Source organism: Acidovorax sp. GW823-FHT05D11 (assembly GCF_058795695.1).
The window spans coordinates 4,888,953-4,911,926 of record NZ_CM179502.1 but is presented as its reverse complement, the minus strand read 5'-3'; the positions used below and the strand labels follow the sequence as shown (position 1 = coordinate 4,911,926).

Sequence of the window (22,974 nt, the reverse complement as noted above, 5' to 3'; positions counted from 1 at the left end):
AAAGGTCCTGTCGTCGTCACAGCTGGCTGAGCTTGGCCAGCATCTGGTCCGAGGTCTGGATGGCCTTGGAATTCATTTCGTAGGCGCGCTGGGTCTGGATCATGGTGACCAGCTCTTCCACCACGTTGACGTTCGAGGCTTCCAGGAAGCCCTGCTTGAGAATGCCCAGCCCGTTGGTGCCCGGCGTGCCCTGCTGCGGCTGGCCGGAGGCTGCCGATTCCTTGAACAGGTTCTGTCCGATGGGCTCCAGGCCAGCCGGGTTCACGAAGGCCGACATGGCCAGGTTCCCCAGCGGCTGGGGCTGGGTGTTGCCCTGCACCGTGGCGGACACCACGCCGTCGGCGCTGATGCTCACGCTCGTGGCGTTGGGAGGCACGGTGATGCCGTTGGCCACAGGCAGGCCGCTGGAGGTGACGAGGCGGCCCTGCGCATCCACCTGGAACGAGCCATCGCGTGTGTAGCCCAGGGTGCCGTCCGGCATGGTCACTTCAAAGAAGCCGTTGCCGTTGATGGCCACGTCCAGGTTGTTCTTGGACTCCTGCAGGCTGCCCTGCACGAAGTTGCGGCTGGTGGCCACCGTGCGCACGCCCAGGCCCAGGTGCAGGCCGGTGGGCAACTGGTTCTGTTCGGTGGTGTTGGCGCCCACCTGGCGCAGGTTCTGGTAGATCAGGTCCTCGAACACCGCGTTGTTGCGCTTGTAGCCGGTGGTGGAGACGTTGGCCAGGTTGTGCGAGATGACGTCAAGCTGGGTCTGCTGGGCAGACATGCCGGTCTTGGCGATCCAGAGGGAGTTGATCATGGTGTGCTTCCTTCCTTAGGCGACGCGGGCGTGGGTGGTGCCGCGTCAACCGTTCATGCCCAGCAGCTGGCTGGCGGTCTTGTCATTGGTCTCGGCCGTCTGCAGCAGGCGCATCTGCTGCTCGAACTGGCGCGATGCGGCGATCATCCCGACCATGCTCTCGACCGGGTTCACGTTGGAGCCTTCGACGGCCCCCGCGAGCATGCGGGCGTTGGCATCGTTCGCGATGGGATCGCCGGACGTGGTGCGAAACAGGCCGTCATCGCCGCGCTTGAGCGGGTCTTCCAGCGTGGGGGTGGCGAGCTTGAGCCGGCCGATGGCCTGCGCGGGCTGGCCCGCGGCCTTGGCGGTGACCGTGCCGTCCGAGCCCAGCGTGACCTCGGCGCCCGGCGGGACGTCAATGGGCGCTCCGCCATCGGAGAGCACCGGCAGCCCGGTGGGCGTGAGCAGCTGGCCCGTGGCCGACAGCTCGAAGGTGCCCGCGCGGGTGTAGGCCTCGGTGCCGTCCAGGCCCTGCACGGCAAACCAGGCGTTGCCCGCGGCCATGGCATCGAGATTGCGGCCGGTGCGCTGCACGGGCCCGGGCGTGTTCACATGGCCGGAGGTGGCTTCGAGCGCGAACACGCGGGTCTTGGAGCCGTCGCCCTGCAGCGGCACCGAGCGGAAGGTGGAAAGCTCCGCGCGAAACCCCTGGGTGGACGCGTTGGCGAGGTTGTTGGACAGCACGGCCTGCCGGTGGGCGGCGGCGTTCGCGCCCGTCATCGAGGTGTAGATGATGCGGTCCATGGTGCGATGCTCCTTTCAGTACCCTGCAGTGCTGCGTGCCGTGCGCAGCGTGTGCAACCGGCGCGGCCCAGGCGCGGGCAGCCGCGCAAGGGCCGCCCCGCCGCGCTGGCTGCGTCCCCCTTCCGGAGCGCACAGCGCGCCGAGAGAGGGGGAAGGCGCGAAGCGACTCAGGGGGTGTTTCATCTCAGGTTCACCAGGGTGGACATCACCTGGTCTTGCGTCTTGATCGTCTGGGCGTTGGCCTGGTAGGCACGCTGCGCGGTCATCATGTTCACGAGTTCGGCCGTGAGATCGACGTTGGAGTCTTCCAGGGCGCCCGAGCGCAGGGCGCCGAAGTTGCCGTCCGTCGCGGTGCCCACCACGGGCTGGCCGGATTCAAAGGTGGCCACCCAGTTGTTGCCGCCCACCGATGCCAGGCCCTGCGTGTTGCGGAAGCTCGACAGCGCGAGCTGCCCTTCCGCGCGGGTCACGCCGTTGGAGTAACGGGTCATGATCATCCCGTTGTTCTCGATGTTGATGCCGGTGAGCTCGCCCGTCGTGTAGCCGTCCTGGCTCAGGTTCGAGACCGCGAACTTGCTGCCGCTCTGGGAGACCTTGTCCAGGCTCACGTCAACGGTGAACGTGGGCAGGTTGTTCGGGTTGGGCGGCGTCGGATTGACGGTGAGCGGCAGCGAAAAGCCCGTGGCGGGTGGCGTGGCGGTGGGGCCGGTGATGACGCCGTTGTTGTCGAACGTGATCTGGCCGATGGGGGTGGCCACCACGGGCGGGGTGGCCGTGGGATCGTCGAGCGCGTCGTACACGTCCCAGGTGTTGTCCGTCGCGGTCTTCTGGAAGTACAGGCTCACCGGCTTGGCCACGCCCTGGCTGTCGAACACGTTGATGGAGGTGCCGTAGGTGGCGCGCGGCGTGGCCGGGATGGGTGGCGTGGCGGCGGGGTCGCCTGCCGCGTCGGTGGCGGTGGCGGGCAGGTTGAAGGCCGCGGTGATCTTCGTCGTCTGCTTGGCCGGGATCGGCTCGGAGGTGGGGAAGACCATGGGGATGGGGTCGGTGCCCGAGCGCAGGCCGGTCACGGGGTCCACGGGGTAGCCCATCACGTTCGCGTTGTCGTTCGTGATCATGTTGCCCTCCTTGTCCAGCTTGAAGTTGCCGGAGCGGGTGTAGGCGGGCGTGCCGTCGGGCAGGGTCAGCGTGAAGAAGCCATTGCCGTTGATGGCCACGTCCAGGCTGTTGCCCGTGATCGTGAGGTTGCCCTGGGTGAACTGCTGCGAGACGGCGCCGACCTCGACGCCGATGCCCGCGTTGGTGCCGCCGGCCGAGCCGATGGCGGAAGCGACCATTTCAGCGAATTCCGCCCGTGAGGCCTTGAACCCGACGGTGTTGGAGTTGGCAATGTTGTGTCCGATGACGTCGAGGTTCTTGCTGGCGGCATTCAAGCCCGAGAGGCCTTGCTGAAAACTCATGGTGTTCTCCTGATAGAGGCGAAGAAAGGGTTTGGGCCGGCGTTAGACCAGGGCCTTGATCTGGCTGTAGCTGATGGTCTTGCCGTTCGCGAGCGTCAGCTTGAGCTGGCCGTCCTCGGCGCCCGCGGCGGTGACCTTGGACAGGGACAGCGGCGTGCTCGACAGCTTGGCCGAGCCGTTGACGGCGCTGACGCGGAACTGCAGCGCATCGGTGGCGCCGGTGTATTTGCTGGCGTCCCACTCGAACGTGTGGCGGCCCGCGGCCTTGGCGCCCAGGTCGATGGTGTCCACCACCTGGCCGCCCGCGGTGGTGACCTCGATCTTCACGTTCGTGGCGGCCGAGGGCAGCTCGAAGCCGCCCTTGCCGACCTTGTCGGCCACGGCGACGCTCGAGCCTTCGGTCATCACGTTGCGGCCGATCAGCGCCGTGCCCTGCATCACCTGCAGCGAGTTGAACTGCTCGGACATGCTCTGCATGGTCTGGTTGAGCTGCTGGATGCCGGTCACCGTGTTGATCTGCGCGATCTGCGAGGTCATCTGCGCGTTGTCCAGCGGGTTCATCGGGTCCTGGTTGTTCAGCTGCGCGACGAGCAGCTTCAGGAACCGGTCCTGCGCGGCGGCGGGGTCGGTGGCGGCGTTGGCTTTCGTGCCGGTCGCATCCGTCACGGAAGGGGCGTTGGTGGCGCTGAGGATCATGGTGGGGTCTCCCGGAAATTACTGGCCCATCTGCAGGGTCTTGAGAAGCAGCGACTTGGCCGTGTTCATGACTTCGACGTTGTTCTGGTACGAACGGGAGGCGGAAATCATGTTGACCATTTCCTCCACGGCGTTGACGTTGGAGTGCGTCACGTAGCCCTGCTCGTCGGCCGAGGGGTGGGCGGGGTCGTGCACGCGGCGCCCGGGGGTGTTGCTTTCGCTGATGGCGCTCACCCGCACGCCGGCCGAGCTGTCGGCGCCCATCGGCGCGGTCTGGAACACCACCTGGCGCGCCTTGTACGCCTGGCCGTCGGGGCCGGCCACCGCATCGACGTTGGCCAGATTGCTGGCCACCACGTTGAGCCGCTGCGACTGCGCGCTGACGGCGCTGCCCGACACGCTGAAGATGGAGAACATGGACATGGGGTGACTCGCTTTCTGCGCTGCAATGCGGTGGGCTTTACTGGCCCTGGATCGCGCTGAGCATGGTTTTGGCGTTGCCGTTGATGAAGCGCAGCGTGGCTTCGTAGCGCACCGCGTTGTCGACAAAGTTCGCGCGTTCCCGGTCCAGGTCCACCGTGTTGTTGTCCAGGCTCGGCTGCGCCTGCACGGAATAGCCCAGTGCGCCGGGTGCGCCAGTGCCCGTGCTGGCCGCGGGCAGTGGAATGTGGCGGGGGTCCGTGGCGCCCTTGGCCCCCAGGTTGCCCGTGGTGCCCACGGAGCCTGCGGTGGCGAGGCGGGTTACGCCCGATCCGGACCCCGTGGCTTCGCGCATCGCGTCGCCAAAGCTGAAATCGCGCGCCACGTAGCCCGGGGTGTCGGCGTTGGCGATGTTGCTGGCGATGGCGCGCTGGCGCTCGGCACGCAGCATCAGCGCGTTGCCGTGAAAGTCCAGCCGGTTGGTCATCTTGTCAAGCATGGTTGCCTCACACCCTGGGTTGCAATGGCGCCGGGCAGGGGGCTTTCCGGCGTGGCTTGATTATGGAAACCGTGGCTTTTTTCTAAAGCGCGAAGAACGAGGAAATGGGCGCGCAGTTTCGGGTTTTGCGCTGTGCCCGGCTGCCTATAGTTCCAGTCGTGAAATAGTCTTTGCCGCCCTGCGCGGGAAGACGCGCGACGCCCAGGAGGCCCCATGCCATCGATCTTTTCTTCCCGTTTCGTCCGAGCCTGCGCGCAGGCTGTGTCCTTGCGCGGGCAGATGGCCGCGCACCGCGCCCTGGCGGGCGTGGCGCTGGCGGCCGCTGTGGCCGGCGGCAGCGGTGCCGCGTTCGCGCAGGCCGCCGCCGATCCCGCGGCCGACCTGGGGCCGCTGACCCAGCGCTGGCTGGACGATGCGATGTCGCGCAACCAGCCTGCGGGGCTCCCCTTGCGGATGGAAGTGAGCGTTGGCTCACTGGATTCCAGACTGCGGCTAGCGCCGTGTGCGCGGGTTGAGCCCTATCTGCCAGCCGGCGCGCGGCTGTGGGGGCGTACGCGCCTGGGACTGCGCTGCGTGGAGGGGCAGACCGCATGGAACGTGTATCTTCCGGTGACCGTCAAGGCCTTTGGCCCCGCCTGGGTGCTGATCAACCCCGTGGCTCCTGGCGCCATCCTCACGGCCAACGATGCGACGCAGGCCGAGGTGGACTGGGCCGAGGAGTCGGCGGCCGTCATGGCCAATCCGGAGCTGTGGGTCGGGCAGGTGGCCGCCCGCCAGCTGGTCGCCGGGCAAACTTTGCGCCAGACCATGGTGCGGGCCCCGCATCTTTTCCGGGCAGGGGCCCAGGTCAAGGTGGTCGCGCAGGGGCCGGGCTATGCCGTGACATCGGCCGGCCAGGCAATGTCGGCAGGGGCAGCGGGGCAGATTGTTCGCATCCGCATGGACAATGGCCGCGTTGTCAGTGGAACTGTGAATGAGACTGGGACAGTGGTCGTGGCTCTTTGATGACGCTGTGGCGATAAATGGCTAAAGTCCGGGACAAAAGGGTCGAAAACATTGCTACTGTGCCCCACATCAAGCGGGGTGGTGGAGAGAGCGATGAAGATTGGTCAAAAACCGGAACTCCCGGGCGCCTTGGCGCAGACGGGGCCTGCCAAGCAGGCCAAAAGTCCTGCCAGCGCTGCTGAAGGAGCCGCCAAGGACGCAGCGGCCGTGTCAACCGCCGGTGTGCCCGTCACGGTGTCCACCGCAGCCCGCGCACTGGACCAGACGGCCCGTTCCACGGGCGATTTCGATGCTGGCAAGGTCAAGGCCGTGCGCACGGCCATCGAAAAAGGCACGTTCTCGGTGGATGCCGAGGCCATTGCCGACAAGATGCTCACCAACGCCCAGGAAATCCTCTCCCGCTCCCGCGGCTGATCCCACAGCTCGCTTGGCAGCCAGATGCCATCCAGCGCACAATGGGCCATGTCGCTGGAAGAATCCCTCTCGGCTGTTGAACAGCTGATCGAAAAAGTCTCCGCCGCCCTTCTTGCGGCAGATCCCCCATCCCTTGAGAAAAACAGCATGGCCCTGCGGGATGCTGCGGCCCAGTTCGCGCGCGTCCTGGAGCAGGCGGCGGCCCGGGGCCTGCCTTTGCCCGCGCAGTTGCAAAAGAGGGTGGATGCCATCGGCGACATGCTCGCCAATCACCGCGAGGGCCTCGCCCGCCTGTCCGCCAACGCCGACCGCCAGGTTGCCAGCCTGCTGCCCCAGGCCGGCTCCCCCGCCACCTATGGCGACGGCCGCGGCGCCCAGCCCGGCAAGCCCGGCGTGGCACGGATCTACAAGTCGGCGGGCTGAGTCGAGTCGCAACTCAAAAAAGATAGCTACCAGCGCTTGAGCTACCTGCGTTTGAATGGCCAAACCGGCTTGATCCAACGCAAGTCAAGCGCAAGCAGCTATCCCATCGATAGCGAACCGGGGTCAGTACGTCGGAGTTCGGCCTTGCGCAATGGCCGTCGAAACGGTCGCAGCCCAATACCAGTGCCACCGTGGATCTGGCTTCGCCAGTCCAGGGGTGGCGTCCCCCTCAGGGGGAAGGCGCCGCAGGCGACTCAGGGGGAGCCATGGCCTCAGGGAGCCCTAATGCGCCCGCATCTTGGCACGCAAGCGGGCGATGGACTGGCTATGCAGCTGGCACACCCGTGACTCGGTAACCCCCAGCACGGCCGCGATCTCTTTGAGATTCATGTCGTGCTCGTAGTACATGCCCATGATGTGCTGCTCGCGCTCGGGCAGGCTCTTGATGGCGTTGACCAGGGACATCTTGAGCCGCTGGTCGCGCAGCAATTCCATGGGGTCGGCATCGCCGTCGGCAACATGGCGGTCCAGGAAACCGTCGTCGTCCTCGTTGCCGTGTGTCATGTCTTCCAGGTACACCAGCTGCGTGCCCCGCACCTTGCCCAGCAGGTTCTGGTAGTCCGCCAGGTTCATGCCCATTTCACTGGCGATCTCGGATTCGAGCGGGCTGCGACCGAGTTTCTGCTCCAGCCGTTGCACGGCGTGCTCGATGTCTTTCTGGCTCTTGCGCGAGCTGCGGGACATCCAGTCGCCCTCGCGCAACTCGTCGAGCATGGCGCCGCGGATGCGCTGGGTCGCGAAGGTCTCGAACTGCACGCCCTGGGCGGCTTCGTAGCGCGAGAGTGCTTCCGCCAGGCCCATCATGCCGACCTGGATCAAATCGTCCAGCTCCACGTTGGGCGGCAGCTTGGCGATCATGTGGTGCGCAATCCTTCGCACCAGCGGGACGTGCTGGCGGATCAGCGCATCACGATCGAGCTGGCCTTTGGCGGTGTACATCAGATCAGTGGCTCCGGACAAAATGCGCAGGCATGCCTGTCAAGTTGCTGGGTGGCAGCGCAGTCAGCGATTCACTGATAGTGCCCGCATTTTCCAGTAGTTGCAAGGCCAGGCGCTGGAGGTCCTGGGGGTTCTGCGTGGCGATGGTGGTCGTGCGCACCGGGCCACCCAGGTGGCGCTCCGCGCAGTCCTGCAGGGTCAGCAGCGCGTGCTGTGTCTTGCGCCGTTCGGCGGCGGTGTCGCCGCGCAGCAAGGCCGCCACCATGCAGGGCAGGGTCGTGTGCAGGGCGATCTGCTTGAGGCTCTTGTAGCTGGTCAGCACGCCGGCCGATCCGTCGCCCATCACCACCAGCGGTATGGTGGACGTGTGCGTCAGCAGCGGCCCGAGCGTGGCCGCAGGCGCGTGCAGCACGATCAACCCGTAGGTCCGGAAGTAGGGCAGCAGGCTGGGCAGGGGTGCCGTTTCATTGCGGCTGGCTTCCCGGCTGATGCGCAGAAGGCCCTTGGCTGCCGGAATCACCGCCAGCGAGGAGGCCATGGCCCCCATGTTCAGGCTGACACCCTCGTTCCAGGGCGCCTGTTGCAGCAGGTGCAGCAGCCCCGGGCTGTCGTCCGTCTCCTGGGCGGTGCCGTCGAGCACCACCACCGGGTAGCCCAGGCGCTGCAGGCTCGCGCAGATCTGCCACAGCGTCTCCAGCCCGGTGCCCGCGTTGTCCTGGCTGGCGACCGCCACCACCCGCAGTTCCGACTGCGGGGTGAAGCTGTGCAGGCCTGCCGCCTGGTGAAAGCCGATATCAAGCATCGACCAGCCCCCGTTCGTTCATGGTGTCGGGCGAATGCGAGAAGAAGAAGTTCAGGTCGGTTGCCTTGGGGTCGAAAGCCGACTTGGCGGGAGCGCGCATGGAGGTGCTGATGAGCTTGTGCGCATCGGCACGCTCCCAGTCTTCCGGCACGCGCTGGCCGTTGGTCACGCCGCGCAGCACCATCTGGTGGCGGATCAGTGCGTCGATGGCCGGGCCGAGTTTCACGGCTTCGTCCACCTTGGACAGGATGGCCTGCTGGGAGCCTTCGGTCTTGAACGCCGTGAGCACATCGTCGAGCGTGTCGCCATGGCAGCCCGCGTTGAGCACCAGCAGGCGGTTCACATGGGGCAGGTCCAGCACGTCGAGCATGTCGCGCTTGCGCGGGTCGCGCGGGGCCACGCCCGTGGTGTCGATCAGCACCATCTTCTTGCCGCTGAGCAGGCCCAGCAGGTCCTGCAGCGCGGCGCGGTCGTGGGCCAGGTGGGCGACGATGCCCAGCATGCGGCCGTAGGTGCGCAGCTGCTCGTGGGCTCCCACACGGTAGGTGTCCAGCGTGATCAGGCCCACGCTGCCCGGGCCGTGGATGCGCGCGCACATCGCGGCCAGCTTGGCGGTGGTGGTGGTCTTGCCGACGCCGGTGGAGCCCACCAGCGCGAAGATGCCGCCTTGTTCGTACAGCGGGGGTTCGGCCAGGTCGGTCCTGAGGTTGCGCTCCAGCACCTCCATGAGCCAGCGCACGGATTCGGCGGCCGACAGCTCCTCGGGCATGCGCTCCAGCACGGCACGGGCGAGGGAAGGGGAGTAGCCTGCGCGGATCATCTTGAGCATGAGGTTGGACTGGATGGGGTTCTGCCGCGCCTGCCCCAGCCACGCCAGGGTGTTGAAACGGTCCTCGATCAGTTCCTTCATCGCGTGCAGCTCGCTCATCACGCTCTGCTGGTTGGCGGCCGATTGCACGGCGCTGCTCACGGCGGGCTCCTGCCGGCGGCGTGGCGGCTCGGGCGGAATGTCCATGGGGATGGTGCGCAGCGGGTTGTGGCGCGCCACGGCGGGCGCGGGCATGCGTTCGCGCTCCGGTTCCTGGTCGCGGCTGCGCTCCGACAGGGTTTGCGGTTCGGCCGGGCCATTGAGCGCCTCGTGGCGGCGGCGCAGCATGCGCTCGCGCACATAGTCCTGGAACGACAGCGTGCTCATCGCCAGCTGCTCGGTGTCTTCCTCCACCGCGTTGCGGCCCAGGGTGCTGGCGGCGGCGGCTGCTGCTGCCTGGCTTGCGCGCTGGGGCGCGCTGCGCGCCGGTGTGGGGGCCAGCAAGGGCGGGTTGGCGGACGGGCCCGCGCCACCACCGTCCAGCGCCGAGAGCGTGTCCTCGGCCGTGGCCACGACTTCGACGCCGTTGGCCGTGGGGCGGTTGGACAGGATCAATGTGCCGTCGCCAAAGGCCATGCGCGCTTTGGCCAGAGCCTCCCGGGATGTGGGAGCGTGGAAGCGTTTGATGTTCATGCTGATGCACCTCTAAGGATCGGCCCAATGCGGATGGTGTGGGTCTCGGGGATTTCACTGTGGGCAAGCACCTGCAGCCGGGGCGCGACGCGGCGCACCAGGCGGGAGATGGCATTGCGGATCTGGTCTGGCACCAGCAGGCAGGCGGGCAGGCCCATCTCTTCCTGCTTGAGGGCCACCTCGGCGGCCTTTTGCGTGAGGATGTCGGCCACGCCAGGGTCCAGGGCGGGGCCGGCCGTGTTGCCCAGCGCCTGCACCAGCAGGCGTTCGAGGCCTGGTTCGATGGCGATGACGTTGAGTTCGCGGGTGGGGCCGTAGATCTGTTGCACGATGGCGGGCGACAGCGCGATGCGCACGCGGCGGGCCAGCTCGACCGGGTCGGAGATGCCGCCGGCAAACTCGGCCAGCGTTTCGATGATGGTGCGGATATCGCGGATGTGCACAGACTCTTCCAGCAGCAGCTGGAGGACTTTCTGGAACGTTGCGATGGAGACCATTTTCGGGACCACTTCTTCGATGAGCTTGGGAGCCAGCTTGGCCACGTGCTCCACGAGTTGCTGCGTTTCCGTGCGACTGAGGAGCTTGGCGGCTTGCACTTGCATCAAGTGTGACAAATGGGTGGCCATCACGGTTTCGGAATCAACGACCGTAAAACCCGCCATTTGTGCGGCTTCCTTCTGGCGGTCGTCGATCCAGTGTGCTGGGAGGCCGAACGCGGGGTCGGTGGTGGGGGTGCCGATCAGGGGCGTGGTGATGCCGCCCGGGTTGATGGCCAGGAACATGCCGGGGAAGGCTTCGCCTTCGCCCACCACCACGCCACGCAGCGTGATGCGGTAGCCGCTGGGCTTCAATTCGAGGTTGTCGCGCACGTGCACGGCGGGCGGCAGAAAGCCGACTTCCTGCGCGAACTTGCGGCGCACGCCCTTGATGCGCGTGAGCAGGTCGCCCTGGCGGCTCTTGTCCACCAGGCTGATCAGGCGGTAGCCCAGCTCCAGGCCCAGCAGGTCCACGGGCTGCAGGTCGTCCCAGGTGGCTTCGCCGTCGCTCACGGGGGCGGGCGGGGCCTCGACTTCGGGCGGCACCTTCTGCCGTTCGTGCAGCACCCAGGCGCCATAGGCGAGCAGGCCACCCATGGTCAGAAACACCACGTGGGGCATGCCCGGAATCAGGCCCAGCAGCAGCAGGATGCCGGCGGTCACGCCCAGCACGCGGGGCGACATGAAGAGCTGCTGCACGATCTGGCGGCCCATGTCGTGGTCCTTGCCCACGCGCGAGATCACCATGGCCGCAGCCACCGAGATCAGCAGGCCGGGAATCTGCGCCACCAGCGCATCACCAATGGCCAGCAGGATGTAGCTGTCAGCCGCCTGCTTGGCCGACAGGTCGTGCTGCAAGACCCCGATGGCGAAGCCGCCGATGATGTTGATCAGCAGAATCAGGATGCCGGCGACCGCATCGCCGCGCACGAACTTGGAGGCACCGTCCATGGACCCGAAGAAGTTCGCTTCTTCCGCCACTTCGGCGCGGCGGCGCTTGGCTTCCTTCTCGTCGATCAGGCCGGCGTTCAGGTCGGCATCCACCGCCATCTGCTTGCCGGGCATGGCGTCCAGCGTGAAGCGGGCCGACACTTCGGCAATGCGCTCGGCGCCCTTGGTGATCACCACGAAGTTGATCACCACCAGGATCGCGAACACGATCAGCCCGACGGCAAAGTTGCCACCGATCAGGAAGTGGCCGAAGGCCTCGATCACCGCGCCGGCGGCGCCCGGGCCCGTGTGGCCTTCCAGCAGCACCACGCGGGTGGAGGCCACGTTCAGCGACAGGCGCATGAGGGTGGTCAGCAGCAGCACCGAGGGAAAGGCCGCGAAATCCAGGGGGCGCAGCATGTAGGCCGCCACCATCATCACCATCAGGGCCACGGCGATGTTCAGCGTGAAGAACGCGTCGAGCAGCCACGGCGGGATGGGCAGCACCATGAGCGCCAGGATGGCCACCACGAGCAACGGGGCCGACAGCCCCTGGAGGGCGTTGGCATTGCTGCCCGCCCATTGCTGCAAAGATTTCACGGAGGTGTTCATGCGGCGGCACCTTGCACGGGCGTGCGGTTCAGCGGATCGAGTTCAGGGGGCACAAACGGCTCCACCAGGCTGTCGGGCATGCGGCCTTCGCCGCGCAGGGCGGCCTTGAGGCGGTAGACGTAGGCCAGCACCTGGGCCACGGCGGTGTAGAGCGTGGCGGGAATGGCCTGGTCCAGCTCGGCATGGGCATACAGCGCCCGGGCCAGCATGGGCGACTGCAGCACGGGCACGTTGTGCTCCTTGGCCACGTCGCGGATCTTGAGCGCGATGAGGTCGGTGCCGCGCGAGATGACCTGCGGCGCGCTCATGGTCTTCTCGTCGTACTTGAGCGCCACGGCGTAGTGGGTGGGGTTCATGACCACGAAGTCGGCCTTGGGAACGGCGCCCACGCTGGCACGGTCGGCGATCTCGCGCTGCTTCTGGCGGATGCGGCCCTTGGTGTGGGGGTTGCCGTCGGATTCCTTGTGCTCCTGCTTGATTTCCTCGTGCGACATCTTCAGGCGCGCCTTGAAGAAGTAGGCCTGCAGGGGCACGTCCACCAGCGCCGCCAGGAACACCACCAGGAGCAGCAGGCTCATGCCGGACGTGAGCCAGTCGGCCAGCTGGCGGATGGCCATGGGGGAGGGCTGCAGCACCAGCATGGCCACGGTGTCGATGCTGTTGCCCATGAACTTCCAGGCCACGTAGCTCAGGACCGCGGTCATCAGCACCATCTTGGCCACGTTGGCCATCTGCTGCTTGGAAAACAGGTTGGCGAGCCCCGAGATCGGATTGAGCCGGTTGAACTGGGGCGAGATGGGCTTGAGGCTCAGAATCCAGCCGCCGGCGCCGATGGCGCTGATCAGGGCCGCGGCGCCGGTGAGGATGGCGAACACCGCGCTGGCCACCAGGCCCACGACGACCATGTCCTGCAGGCGCTTGAGCATGGTGCCGGGCGCCATGACGGTGGTGGCGTCAAACGCGAGCTGCTGGCTCATCGCCCGCTGCATGTGGTCCATCAGCTGGGGGGCCAGAATGAGCAGGCAGGCCGCGCCCGCGCCCAGGATCGCCAGGTGGGAAAGATCGCGCGAGCGTGCTCCCTGGCCGTCTTCGCGCGCTTTCTGCAGCTTGCGCTCTGACGCGGGTAGGCTTTTTTCTTGGCTGGATTCCATGGTGGCATGACGGCTCGTGTCATGCCATTGTCGTGAGCGACCCGGAAATCTAAAGGCCGATAAGGAGGCTGCAGCCCCCTCTTTTCAGAGACGTAACAGGCGCCGGCGTGGCGCCTGCGGCCGCCGCAGGGCCGCGGGCGGCGTTGCGTGGCCGCAGCCTCAGAAGCCGAGGCTGGCCAGCAGGTCGTCCACCTGGGACTGGTCGGTCACCACGTCGGGAGTGTGCTCGGGGTCCACCACGGGGCCCTGCAGGTGCTGGGTGCGGGGCGGTTCGGCCACGGCGGCCACCTGTGCATTGGGGGGGGCGGTCTGGATCAGCAGCTGCACCAGCTGGTCCTCGATGGTGGCGGCGAGATTGACCACCCGGGCGATCACCTGCCCGGTCAGGTCGTGGAAGTCCTGCGCCATCATGATTTCGGTGAGGTGCGTGTCGGCTTCCTTCGTCACCCGCTCGACATCGGTGAGGAAATTCATGATTTCCCCCTTGGCCACGGCCGCCACCGGGTCCTTGACCAGGGACGTCACCACACGGCGCGTCTCGGCGGCGATGTAGTCGTGCTGCGCCTTGGCCTGCTCGACGCGGTTGAGCACTTTCTCGGCGGCTTCCCCGGTCAGCCGGGCGATGTACGACAGGCGGCTCTGGGCGTCGGGCAGCTCGCCCATGGAGCCGCGCAGCTTGTCGGCGTAGCCCAGCTCGTTGAGCGAGTCGTGCAGCTGGCGTGTCAGCAGGCCGATCTTGTGGTGTACATCCGCAGGCGGCTGGCTGTTGTCCGGTATGTCGTCCATGGTGTCATAGCCCCATCTTTTTCAGGATCAAGGTCACTTTCTCTTCGAGTGTTGCCTTGGTGAAGGGTTTGACGATGTAGCCGGCGGCCCCGCCCTGCGCGGCGGCCACGATGTCTTCCTTGCGGGCTTCCGCGGTGACCATCAGGACGGGCAGGTGCTTGAGCTTGTCGTCCTTCTTGATTTCCGCCAGCAGCTGGAAGCCGTTCATGTTGGGCATGTTGATGTCGGTCACCACGAAGTCGAACTTGCTGTTGCGCAGCTTGTTCAGGGCGGCCACGCCATCTTCGGCCTCGTCGGCATCGGCAAAGCCGCTTTCCTTGAGCAGATTGCGCACGATGCGCCGCATGGTGGAGAAGTCGTCAACGATCAAAAAACGAAGGGCTGTGGTCACGTGGGACCCTTTCGGTCGGAAATGGCTGTAAGTATTGTCATGGGTGGCAGGGTTGGTGACAAGTCGTAACGTTTACCTGCCGAGGGGGGGATTTTCCCGCTTTTCATTCAACAGTTCTGTCGAAGTGATTTCGGGAATCCCCTTGCCCATGAGTCGTTCTTCGGCCTCCCGGGTCAGCACCGTGATGGTGATGCGCCGGTTGGCGGGTGCGCGCGGGTTCTTTGGCTCCAGCAGATCGCTGGCCGCCAGGCCCACCACACGTCCCAGTTTAGCGTCTGGCATGCCGGCCGAGACAAGCTCCCGGCGCGAGGCGTTGGCGCGGTCGGCCGAAAGCTCCCAGTTGCTGTAGCCCCGGTCGCTGTTTCCGTAGGGGACTGCATCGGTATGGCCAGCTAGGCTGATGCGGTTTTCCACCCCGCCGAGGGCGGCGCCGATCTCACGCAGGATGTCGCGCATGTAGGGTTTCACCAACGCGCTGCCGCTGTCGAACATGGGGCGGTTCTGGTCGTCGATGATCTGGATCTGCAACCCGTCGGGCGTGATGTCGATGCGGATCTGCGACTTGTATTCATTCAGGCGCGGGTTTTCCGTGATGAGCGCATCGATCTTGGCTTCCAGCGCCTTGATGCGGTCCAGGTCCTGCTTGGCCTGCTCGGCCCGGGCTGCGTCGATGCTCATGCGGCGCTGCTTGGCGGCCTCCACGTCGGAGCGCCGCACCTGGCCGTGCACCTTGGACAGGTCGTTCCCCCCGCCGGGAATCACGCTGGAACTGTTGCCGGCACCGTCGCCGCCGGTCATGGCCACCTTGAGCGGCGACGCGAAATAGGCTGCAATCCCCTGCAGCTCGCCCTTGGCGGTGGAACCCAGCAGCCACATCAGCAGGAAGAACGCCATCATCGCCGTCACGAAGTCGGCATACGCGATCTTCCAGGCGCCGCCATGCACCGCATGGCCGCCTTTCTTGATGCGCTTGATGATGATGGGCTGGAGCTTCTTTTCTGCCATGGTCAGCTATCCCGTCGGCTCCCCATGGCGCTGCGCACCACCCGCAGCCTTTGATGCCGGCTTGTCCCAAGCCAGGGCAGCAAGCCAAGGTCCGCCCCGCAGCGCCGCGAGCGCGGAGGGAAGGCGCGTGGCGCACCAGCGCGGTGTCTCATTTCTTCCCCTTCACATGCCCCTCCAGCTCGGTGAAGCTGGGGCGGACGCTGGAGAAAAGCACCTTGCGGCCAAACTCGATGGCCGTGGCCGGGTTGTAGCCCTGCATGCTGGCCAGCAGGGTGGACTTGATGCACTGCAGCTCCTTGGCGGCATCTTCGGTCTTTTGCTCGACCAGGCCGCCCAGGGGCTCGACCACGCCGTAGGCCAGCAAGATCCCGAGGAACGTGCCCACCAGCGCCGAGCCGATCATGCCGCCCAGCACCGAGGGCGGCTGGCCCACCGAGCCCATGGTGTTCACCACGCCCAGCACGGCGGCCACGATCCCGAACGCGGGCAGGGCGCCGGCCAGGCGCGCCAGCGCGGCCACGGGCGCGTGGGCCTCCTGGTGGTGGGTGTCGATCTCGCTGTCCATCAACGCCTCTATCTCGTGCGAGTTGAGGTTGCCCGACACCATCATGCGCAGGTAGTCGGTGGTGAACTCGATCACGTGGTGGTCGCTGCCCACCGTGGGGTATTTCTTGAAGATCTCGGATTCGTGGGGTGCTTCCACATCCTTTTCGATCGCCATCAGCCCCTCCTTGCGGGCCTTCTGCAGGATGTCATAGAGCATCGCCATGAGCTCCATGTAGCGCGCCTTGGTGTACTTGGATCCCTTGAGCGCCATCGGGATGGCCGCCATGGTGGCCTTGATCACCTTGGGCTGGTTGTTCACCACGAAGGCGCCCAGCGCGCCCCCCAGGATGGTGATGATCTCGAAGGGCAGGGCCTTCAGGATCACGCTGATATTTCCCCCGTGCACGATGTACACGCCGAAGATGCAGCCTAGGCAAACGACGTAACCGATGATGACAAACATGCTTTGTGCGTGATGAGTTGCGGCGAGCGGGCAAACGATGCGGCGGATTCAGGGGGGGCAGACAACGCGGGCGCTGTGTTCTCAAATGTATCGGATTGCAGGGGCCAGACCAACGAACGGGTTGCCTGGGACGACCTGGCGGCCGGCGTGCCGCGCAATGACGTTAGCACAATACGGCGCAAAAAAAGAGGCCAAATTGGCCTCTAGTGGTTGTGTGGTAAGCGGTAGATGCTCCTGTTTTTGAGACTTTTCGCCCACCCAGGCCTGCGTGCCACCACTACTTGAGCAAGGCCAGCACGCCCTGCGGAATCTGGTTGGCCTGGGCCACCATGGCCGTGCCAGCCTGCTGCAGGATCTGGGCGCGCGACAGGTTGGCGGTTTCTGCGGCAAAGTCGGCGTCCTGGATGCGGCCACGCGAGGCAGACATGTTTTCCGAGGACAGCTGCAGGTTCGAGATGGTGGTCTCGAATCGCGCCTGCAAGGCACCAAAGCTTGCACGCTGGCCGTTCACTGCCGCCAGGGCCGAATCGATGATCTTCAGGGCCTTGGTCGAGCCGTCGACGGTGGACACGTCGATGACGTTGACGGCGTTCAACGTGGATGCCGTCGCCGTGACCGGGGGCGTGCCCGTCAGATTGGTAATGGCGAAGCCCTTGTCCGAGCTCATCTCCAGGTACCCGGTGGCCGTCGCAAAGCCGCCGGCGGGCGCAGCGGCGACACCCGCGACAAAGGTGGGGGTGCCGGTGGAGGCCGACGTCGCGGCATCGTAGGCGCCCACGGCAATGGTGTTGCCCGCCAGGGAGTTGTTCTGAATCTGGATGTTGGCACCCGACTCATTGATGAGCACTATGCCGTCGCCGGCGTCGTTGAGTTTGGCGGTGATGCCGGTTTGCGACGACACGTCGTTGAAACCCTTGATGGCTTCCGCCAGTCCGCCCGCGGTCGCGCCGGCGGCGGATACGCTGAAAGTCACGTTGGCGGCGGTCGCGTTGTCTCCCTTCACCGCCAGAGAATAGGAGCCGCCAGCCACGAAGGTGGTCAGGTTGACCTGGTTGCGTGCAGACGCGGAGACACCGGTGGATTCGGAGAGCGCGTTGATTTTGGCGGCCGCGGTGGCCATCGTGTCGGTGGCGGTGAGCGTGACCGTCTTGGTTTGCAACCCGGCGATGTCGAACGTGCCGGTCAGCGCCGTGGGGGCCGCCGCCGCCGTCACCACCACGGGCGCCGACTGCTTGAGCTGTGCTCCGTACGTCGTCGTGCGGAAGTTGCCGGTGGTCGCCGTGATGGTCTGGTTGGCGTTGGCGCCCACCTGGAAGGTGGCGGAGCCGAACGAGCCGTCCAGCAGCTTCTGGCCGTTGAACTCGGTGGTGACGGAAATACGGTCCAGCTCGGACAGCAGCTGGCCGACTTCGGCCTGAATGGCCTTGCGGTCGCCGGCGGAGTTGGAGGCATTGGCGGATTGCACGGACAATTCGCGCACACGCTGCAGAATGTTGCTGGCGCCCGCCAGGGCTCCTTCAGCGACCTGGGCCAGGGAAATACCATCGTTGGCATTGCGCACCGCCTGGTTCAGGCCCCGGATCTGGGTGGTGAAGCGCTCGGAAATGGCCAGGCCGGCGGCGTCGTCCTTGGCGCTGTTGATGCGCAGGCCCGACGACAGGCGCTGGATGGAGGTGCTGAGCGATGCCTGGCTCATGCCCAGATTGCGCTGGGCGGTCAGGGAGCTGACGTTGGTATTGATAGTGGCTGCCATGGATATGCTCCTTAAAGGCTTGAAAAACCAAATCTGCGCCGGTAGAAGCCCCACCGTCCGGCAGACAAGACGGGAACGATGGGTGAATTGTGAAAGTCGAGCGCGGTGCGCAGTGGTGCGATAAAGCGCACAAAAACCCTGCAACTTGTGCGTTTCGCCCTAAAGTTTTCGCCGCAGCTTCCGAAAACATTTGCAACGGGACGTAAATGCCCGCCGTTCTACAGAAGGCCATGCTGGCGCTGTGAACCGTATGGCCGGGTGCCTTGCCTGGCACCAGGTTGGCGGCAACGCCATGTTCAGTCAGTTCTTTTCAGGAGATTTGCAAATGGCAGCTACCATCAACACCAACGTCAGTTCCTTGACCGCCCAGCGCAATCTGGGTATGAGCCAACTGTCGCTCAACACCTCCATCCAGCGCCTGTCGTCGGGCCTGCGCATCAACAGCGCCAAGGACGACGCCGCCGGCCTGGCCATTTCCGAGCGCTTCACCTCGCAGATCCGCGGCCTGAACCAGGCAGTGCGCAATGCCAACGACGGCATTTCGCTGGCGCAAACCGCTGAAGGCGCGCTCAAGGCCTCTGGCGACATCCTGCAACGTGTGCGTGAACTGTCCGTGCAGTCCGCCAATGCCACCAACTCCGCCGGCGACCGCAAGGCCATTCAGGCTGAAGTCGGCCAGCTGCTGTCCGAACTGGACCGCATCTCCACCACGACCGAATTCAATGGCCAGAAGCTGCTGGACGGCTCGTTCGGCTCCGCCACCTTCCAGGTGGGCGCCAACGCCAACCAGACCATCACGGCGACCACCGGCAACTTCCGCACGACCACCTATGGTGCGCAGCTGAAGGCCTCGGCCAGCGTTCCTGCGGCTGCCGCCGCCCCCGCCGCCGCCGCCGCGACCGTTATCGTGAACGGCCTGCAAAGCAAGACGGTGAACGTCGACGCTGCCGACACGGCTTCGAAAATTGCCGCAGCGGTCAACGCAGCGGCCGAGACCACCGGCGTGACGGCTTCGGCTCGCAATCTGTCCGAGTTCAAGATCACCACGGCAGGTGCCGTGTCCCTGGCGATCAAGGGTGACAACACCACGACCGCCGCCAACATCACCTTCAGCGCGACCTCGGCAACCGACTTGGGCGAAGCCGTCAAGGCATTCAATGACGTGGCATCGCAGACCGGCATCACCGCCAAGCTCAACAGCGCCGGCGATGGCATCCTGCTGACCAATGATGCGGGCTCGGACATCAATATCGTCAACAACTCGACGGTGGCCGTGACCACCCTCGCATCGCAAAACGCGACGGCCGCTACGCTGACCTTCTCTGCCGCGCAGTCCATGGCAGTCGCTGGCGGCACGGCCAACTCGCGTGGCACGGTGGAGTTCAGCTCCGACAAGGGCTTCTCTCTGGGCGGCACCTCCGCGTACGTGGCAGCCGGTGCTTCGACCCTGAATTCCGTCAACACCATCGACGTGTCGACTGTCGACGGTTCGACCAAGGCCCTGAAGATCATCGATTCGGCCCTGTCCGCCGTCAACGGCCAGCGCGCCAGCTTCGGTGCCCTGCAGTCGCGCTTCGAGACCACGGTGAACAACCTGCAAAGCACGTCCGAAAACATGTCTGCCTCGCGTGGCCGCATCCAGGACGCCGACTTTGCCGCAGAAACCGCCAACCTGTCGCGCGCCCAGATCCTGCAGCAGGCTGGCACGGCCATGGTGGCCCAGGCCAACCAGCTGCCACAAGGTGTTCTGGCCCTGCTGCGCTGATCATCTTTGGCAGAGGGTTGAACAGGCGGGGCGGGTTTGTGAAACAAGCCCGCTCCTCACAAGGCGGAGGCGACCTGGTCGCCGCCGCTTTCCGCTTTTTGCCAATCGGGCTGCAACGCGGTAGATTGGTGGCTTTCTTGGGTGCTTATCGGCTGGATGCAACAAGCCAAAGGCCTGGATAATTTCTGGCGATTCAACCCGACACGGATTCAGGAGGTGGGATATGGCTAGCTTTTCATCGATAGGCATCGGCCTGGGCGGCAACGTGGACGTCAATGGGCTGATCAAGGCTTCGGTCGACGCCGTGAAGATCCCCATCACCAAGACCAACGGCCTGAACCAGCAGGCGGCCATCACGAATGCGAAGGTGTCTGCCTTCGGACAGTTCAAATCCCTGGTCTCCACGCTGGCCGATGCCGCCAGCAAGCTCGCCAGCGTCACGGGCTGGAACGGGGTGAGCGCGACCTCCGCCAAGCCGGAAGCCGTGTCGGTCTCCGCCGTGGGCGGCGCCGCGGCGACGTCATTCAATGTGCAGGTGCAGAACCTGGCCAAGGCGCAGTCCTCCATCTCCGTGGCGTTGTCGCCCGTCAAGCAGGCCGTCGGGGCGGGCACGCTGACCTTTGAAACGGGCAAGTGGTCCGGCGAGCCCAAGGTCTTCACGATGGGCAGCGCGGGCGCGGTCAATGTGGAAGTCAGCGCCACGGATACGCTGGCGGACGTCGCCAGCAAGATCAATGGCTCGAAGGCCGGCGTGACGGCCACCGTGCTGAGCGATGCCTCCGGCGAGCGCCTGATGCTGCGCAGCAAGACAACGGGCGAGGATGCCGGCTACCGGATGAGCGCGGCGGACGCCGACGGCAACCTGGCGGACGGTGCGGGCTTGTCGCGGCTCGTGGTGGGCGGCGTGACGGAGTATGCGGCGAACGCGAACGCGACCGTCAACGGCGTTGCCGTCACTTCGGCAACGAATGCCTTTGCCGATACCGTGTCGGGCGTGACGTTCACGGCGCTGCAGGTCACCACGGGCGACGTGGCGGTGACGGTGGCCAAGGACAACTCTGCCGTGAAGAAGAACATCGAGGCCTTCGTGAGCGCATACAACGCCATCAATCAGGCGTTGAATGAGGTCACCAAGTACGACCAGGGCACCAAAACGGCGGGGTTGCTGCAGGGGGATAGCGCGGCGGTGACCTTGCAAAACACCTTGCGCATGGCGCTGCAGTCCGTGAACAGCTCGGGCGCGCTGCGCAATCTGTCTGCCGTGGGAGTGGTCTCGGAGGGCGGGCTCGGCAACGTGGCGCCCACCGGCAACCTGACGCTCGACGCGACCAAGTTCAACAAGGCCATGGAAAACGCCGACGACGTCAAGGCTTTCTTCCGGGGGCCGGAGGGCGGCAGCGTGGAGGACGGGTTCGCCGGAAAATTCAAGGCGGTCACGACCAAGCTGCTCGCAAACGACGGGTTCTTCGCCAGCAAGGCAAAAATCTACGAGCAATCCCTCAAGCTCAATGCCAAGGACGTGGAGACGATCAACGATCGTGCGGACCGCCTGGAAAAGAGCCTGACGGCGCGCTACACCGCCCTTGATACAAAGATGTCGAGCCTGAATGCGCTCAATGCGTATATCTCGCAGCAGGTGACCACCTGGAATAAATCCTCGGGCTGACCGCTTCAGTTTTTCTGGCTGTAGCCGATAACTAAAGTAATACATCGCAAGGATTGCCAGCATGTTCAGCGCCTATAGCCCCCGTGCAGCCAACGCTTATCAGCGTATCAATGTAGAAACCAGCATGCACACGATGGACCAGCACCAGCTGGTCAGCCTGCTGTATGAAGGTGTCCTGAACTCCATCGCCACGGCGCGGGGTGCCATGGCGCGCGGCGACGTGCTGGGCAAGGTCAACAATATCTCCAAGGCCGTCCGCATCATTGAAGAGGGGCTGAGCACGGCGCTCGACAAGGTGGATGGCGGGGAGCTGGCCCAGAACCTGGGAGCCTTGTATGACTACTGCCTGCACCGCCTGATCCTGGCGAATGCCCGCAACGACGATGCCATGATGCAGGAGGTCATGCGCCTGATCGAGCCGGTGGCGCAGGGCTGGAGCCAGATCAAGCAATCGGGCGCCGTCGCGGAGGCCGCCACCCCGGGGCAGCCAGCACTGGTGGAGGCCTGAACCATGTCCCACATGCTGATTGACTACTACAAGGCGATCGAAGACAGCAGCGCCAAGATGCTGGAGGCCGCCAGGCTCAAGGACTGGGATGGCGTGGTGCGCTATGAAGGAGCCTGTGCCGTGCTGATCGAGCAACTGCGCTTCAAGTCGCAGGAACACGAACTGCTGCCAGAGCACCGGCGCGAAAAGACCCGCATCATGCAGCGCATCCTGCGCAACGATGCCCAGATCCGTTGCCTGGCCGAGCCCTGGCTGGCGCAGTTCGAACACCTGTTCGAAGGCCAGCCGCAGATGATGCATTGAGGCATGCGCCAAGCCCCAGACAAAGCCGACCCCGCGAGGTCGGCTTTTTCATGGATGAAATACGGCGCTACCGCTTGTCCATCAGGCGCAAGCAGCTATTAAGTTGAGAGCAGCTGATTCCTGACGCTTGTCACGAAGCTGCCACGGCCAGCGATGCGTCGCGGAGCTCCCTGTGCTGAGAGTGTGGCGTGTCTTTTACGGAATAAAAAGTGCCTGTAGCGCTTATCCATAAAGCGCAAGCAGCTACAAAATCAGGAGTAAGCGCAGACCTGCGCTGCCAGATACCGGCGCGCCCCCGCGAGGGATGTCCAGCAAGGGCCGCCCCGCAGCGAGGGCATCGTCCCCTTGCCCACAGCGCGCAGCGCTGTGAGAGCGAGGGGAAGGCGCGCAGCGCCTCAGGGGAGCGCCCCTGCTATACCTGCATGTTCATGATGTCGGTATAGGCCTGCACCATCCGGTTGCGCACGTGCAGCGTGGCCTGGAATCCGATCTGGGCCTTCTGGATCGCCACCATGGTTTCCTCGAGGCTGACGGAGGGGTTCTCCATCTGGACTTCCGTCTGCAGGTCGCTGGCACGGTTCTGGGCCGCACTGACCGACTGGAGCGCGCCTTTGAGCGCCCCTGAAAAACCCACTTCATTGGCGTCGTTTTGCGGCGCCGCAGCACGGCGCGCCACGCCAGCGCCCGTGAGCGGGGCGGTAGAGCTTGAGATGCGAAGGTCCATGGCGGTGTCCGTGGGAATGGGGGTATGCTGC

24 protein-coding genes are annotated in these 22,974 nt (G+C 65.4%); 7 read left to right on the top strand and 17 right to left on the bottom strand.

Going from position 1 to position 22,974, the window contains the following annotated elements:
• Positions 1-16 precede the first annotated feature (16 nt).
• From flgG to flgB, 6 genes are all read right to left on the bottom strand, one after another.
• Entirely contained in the window at positions 17-799 is a 783-nt protein-coding gene (gene flgG, locus AC3RCE_RS22565; protein WP_218296948.1) for a flagellar basal-body rod protein FlgG, read from the bottom strand.
• Positions 800-844: 45 nt separating this feature from the next.
• Positions 845-1,585: a flagellar basal-body rod protein FlgF gene (gene flgF, locus AC3RCE_RS22560; protein WP_218296949.1), complete on the bottom strand. Its 741-nt coding sequence runs from the start codon at positions 1,583-1,585 to the stop codon at positions 845-847.
• 179 nt (positions 1,586-1,764) lie between these two features.
• Positions 1,765-3,045, bottom strand: coding sequence for a flagellar hook protein FlgE (flgE, locus tag AC3RCE_RS22555; protein WP_218296950.1), 1,281 nt, complete (start codon positions 3,043-3,045; stop codon positions 1,765-1,767).
• 42 nt (positions 3,046-3,087) lie between these two features.
• Complete coding sequence (locus AC3RCE_RS22550) at positions 3,088-3,741, bottom strand: flagellar hook assembly protein FlgD (RefSeq protein WP_218296951.1); 654 nt, start codon at positions 3,739-3,741, stop codon at positions 3,088-3,090.
• An 18-nt stretch (positions 3,742-3,759) separates the two neighbouring features.
• Entirely contained in the window at positions 3,760-4,164 is a 405-nt protein-coding gene (flgC, locus tag AC3RCE_RS22545; protein ID WP_218296952.1) for a flagellar basal body rod protein FlgC, read from the bottom strand.
• A 37-nt stretch (positions 4,165-4,201) separates the two neighbouring features.
• On the bottom strand, positions 4,202-4,660 hold the full coding sequence (gene flgB, locus AC3RCE_RS22540; protein ID WP_492254004.1) for a flagellar basal body rod protein FlgB: 459 nt from the start codon (positions 4,658-4,660) through the stop codon (positions 4,202-4,204).
• Between the two features lie 279 nt (positions 4,661-4,939).
• Between flgB and flgA the strand changes: the two genes are divergently transcribed.
• The 3 genes from flgA (at position 4,940) to AC3RCE_RS22525 (ending at position 6,502) form a co-directional block, all read left to right on the top strand.
• Positions 4,940-5,665, top strand: a complete 726-nt coding sequence (flgA, locus tag AC3RCE_RS22535; protein ID WP_492255424.1) for a flagellar basal body P-ring formation chaperone FlgA — start codon at positions 4,940-4,942, stop codon at positions 5,663-5,665.
• 93 nt (positions 5,666-5,758) lie between these two features.
• Entirely contained in the window at positions 5,759-6,079 is a 321-nt protein-coding gene (gene flgM / locus AC3RCE_RS22530) for a flagellar biosynthesis anti-sigma factor FlgM (RefSeq protein ID WP_218341822.1), read from the top strand.
• A 147-nt stretch (positions 6,080-6,226) separates the two neighbouring features.
• Complete coding sequence (locus AC3RCE_RS22525) at positions 6,227-6,502, top strand: hypothetical protein (protein ID WP_255591934.1); 276 nt, start codon at positions 6,227-6,229, stop codon at positions 6,500-6,502.
• Between the two features lie 282 nt (positions 6,503-6,784).
• Here the strand turns inward: AC3RCE_RS22525 and AC3RCE_RS22520 are convergent, their stop codons facing one another.
• The 10 genes from AC3RCE_RS22520 to AC3RCE_RS22475 form a co-directional block, all read right to left on the bottom strand.
• Entirely contained in the window at positions 6,785-7,501 is a 717-nt protein-coding gene (locus AC3RCE_RS22520) for an RNA polymerase sigma factor FliA (RefSeq protein ID WP_218296956.1), read from the bottom strand.
• 4 nt (positions 7,502-7,505) lie between these two features.
• Positions 7,506-8,303: a hypothetical protein gene (locus AC3RCE_RS22515; protein ID WP_218341823.1), complete on the bottom strand. Its 798-nt coding sequence runs from the start codon at positions 8,301-8,303 to the stop codon at positions 7,506-7,508.
• Positions 8,296-9,804, bottom strand: a complete 1,509-nt coding sequence (flhF, locus tag AC3RCE_RS22510) for a flagellar biosynthesis GTPase FlhF (RefSeq protein WP_218296958.1) — start codon at positions 9,802-9,804, stop codon at positions 8,296-8,298. Before flhF ends, AC3RCE_RS22515 begins: the two co-directional genes overlap by 8 nt.
• On the bottom strand, positions 9,801-11,882 hold the full coding sequence (flhA, locus tag AC3RCE_RS22505; RefSeq protein WP_218296959.1) for a flagellar biosynthesis protein FlhA: 2,082 nt from the start codon (positions 11,880-11,882) through the stop codon (positions 9,801-9,803). Before flhA ends, flhF begins: the two co-directional genes overlap by 4 nt.
• Positions 11,879-13,033, bottom strand: a complete 1,155-nt coding sequence (locus AC3RCE_RS22500; protein WP_218341825.1) for an EscU/YscU/HrcU family type III secretion system export apparatus switch protein — start codon at positions 13,031-13,033, stop codon at positions 11,879-11,881. The genes flhA and AC3RCE_RS22500 overlap by 4 nt, the downstream gene beginning before the upstream one ends.
• A gap of 159 nt (positions 13,034-13,192) precedes the next feature.
• Positions 13,193-13,819, bottom strand: coding sequence for a protein phosphatase CheZ (locus tag AC3RCE_RS22495; RefSeq protein WP_218296961.1), 627 nt, complete (start codon positions 13,817-13,819; stop codon positions 13,193-13,195).
• 4 nt (positions 13,820-13,823) lie between these two features.
• A complete protein-coding gene (gene cheY, locus AC3RCE_RS22490) occupies positions 13,824-14,210 on the bottom strand; it encodes a chemotaxis response regulator CheY (RefSeq protein WP_010466076.1) in 387 nt (128 codons plus the stop codon).
• 72 nt (positions 14,211-14,282) lie between these two features.
• Complete coding sequence (gene motB / locus AC3RCE_RS22485; protein ID WP_369643498.1) at positions 14,283-15,215, bottom strand: flagellar motor protein MotB; 933 nt, start codon at positions 15,213-15,215, stop codon at positions 14,283-14,285.
• A gap of 148 nt (positions 15,216-15,363) precedes the next feature.
• Complete coding sequence (gene motA / locus AC3RCE_RS22480) at positions 15,364-16,224, bottom strand: flagellar motor stator protein MotA (protein WP_218296963.1); 861 nt, start codon at positions 16,222-16,224, stop codon at positions 15,364-15,366.
• Between the two features lie 277 nt (positions 16,225-16,501).
• Positions 16,502-17,977 carry a flagellin N-terminal helical domain-containing protein gene (locus AC3RCE_RS22475; protein ID WP_369643497.1) on the bottom strand — a complete coding sequence of 492 codons (1,476 nt, stop codon included), beginning with the start codon at positions 17,975-17,977 and terminating at the stop codon, positions 16,502-16,504.
• 325 nt (positions 17,978-18,302) lie between these two features.
• On the opposite strand from AC3RCE_RS22475, the gene AC3RCE_RS22470 reads away from it, so the two are divergent.
• The 4 genes from AC3RCE_RS22470 to AC3RCE_RS22455 all read left to right on the top strand — a co-directional run bounded on the left by AC3RCE_RS22470 (position 18,303) and on the right by AC3RCE_RS22455 (position 22,219).
• Positions 18,303-19,742 (top strand): flagellin N-terminal helical domain-containing protein, encoded by a 1,440-nt coding sequence (locus tag AC3RCE_RS22470; RefSeq protein ID WP_218296965.1) that lies wholly within the window; start codon positions 18,303-18,305, stop codon positions 19,740-19,742.
• Between the two features lie 223 nt (positions 19,743-19,965).
• Positions 19,966-21,408, top strand: coding sequence for a flagellar filament capping protein FliD (fliD, locus tag AC3RCE_RS22465; protein WP_218296966.1), 1,443 nt, complete (start codon positions 19,966-19,968; stop codon positions 21,406-21,408).
• 61 nt (positions 21,409-21,469) lie between these two features.
• A complete protein-coding gene (fliS, locus tag AC3RCE_RS22460; RefSeq protein WP_218296967.1) occupies positions 21,470-21,916 on the top strand; it encodes a flagellar export chaperone FliS in 447 nt (148 codons plus the stop codon).
• A 3-nt stretch (positions 21,917-21,919) separates the two neighbouring features.
• Complete coding sequence (locus AC3RCE_RS22455; protein WP_063461658.1) at positions 21,920-22,219, top strand: flagellar protein FliT; 300 nt, start codon at positions 21,920-21,922, stop codon at positions 22,217-22,219.
• Between the two features lie 412 nt (positions 22,220-22,631).
• Here the strand turns inward: AC3RCE_RS22455 and fliE are convergent, their stop codons facing one another.
• Positions 22,632-22,943, bottom strand: a complete 312-nt coding sequence (gene fliE / locus AC3RCE_RS22450; protein ID WP_218296968.1) for a flagellar hook-basal body complex protein FliE — start codon at positions 22,941-22,943, stop codon at positions 22,632-22,634.
• Between the last annotated feature and the right edge of the window lie 31 nt (positions 22,944-22,974).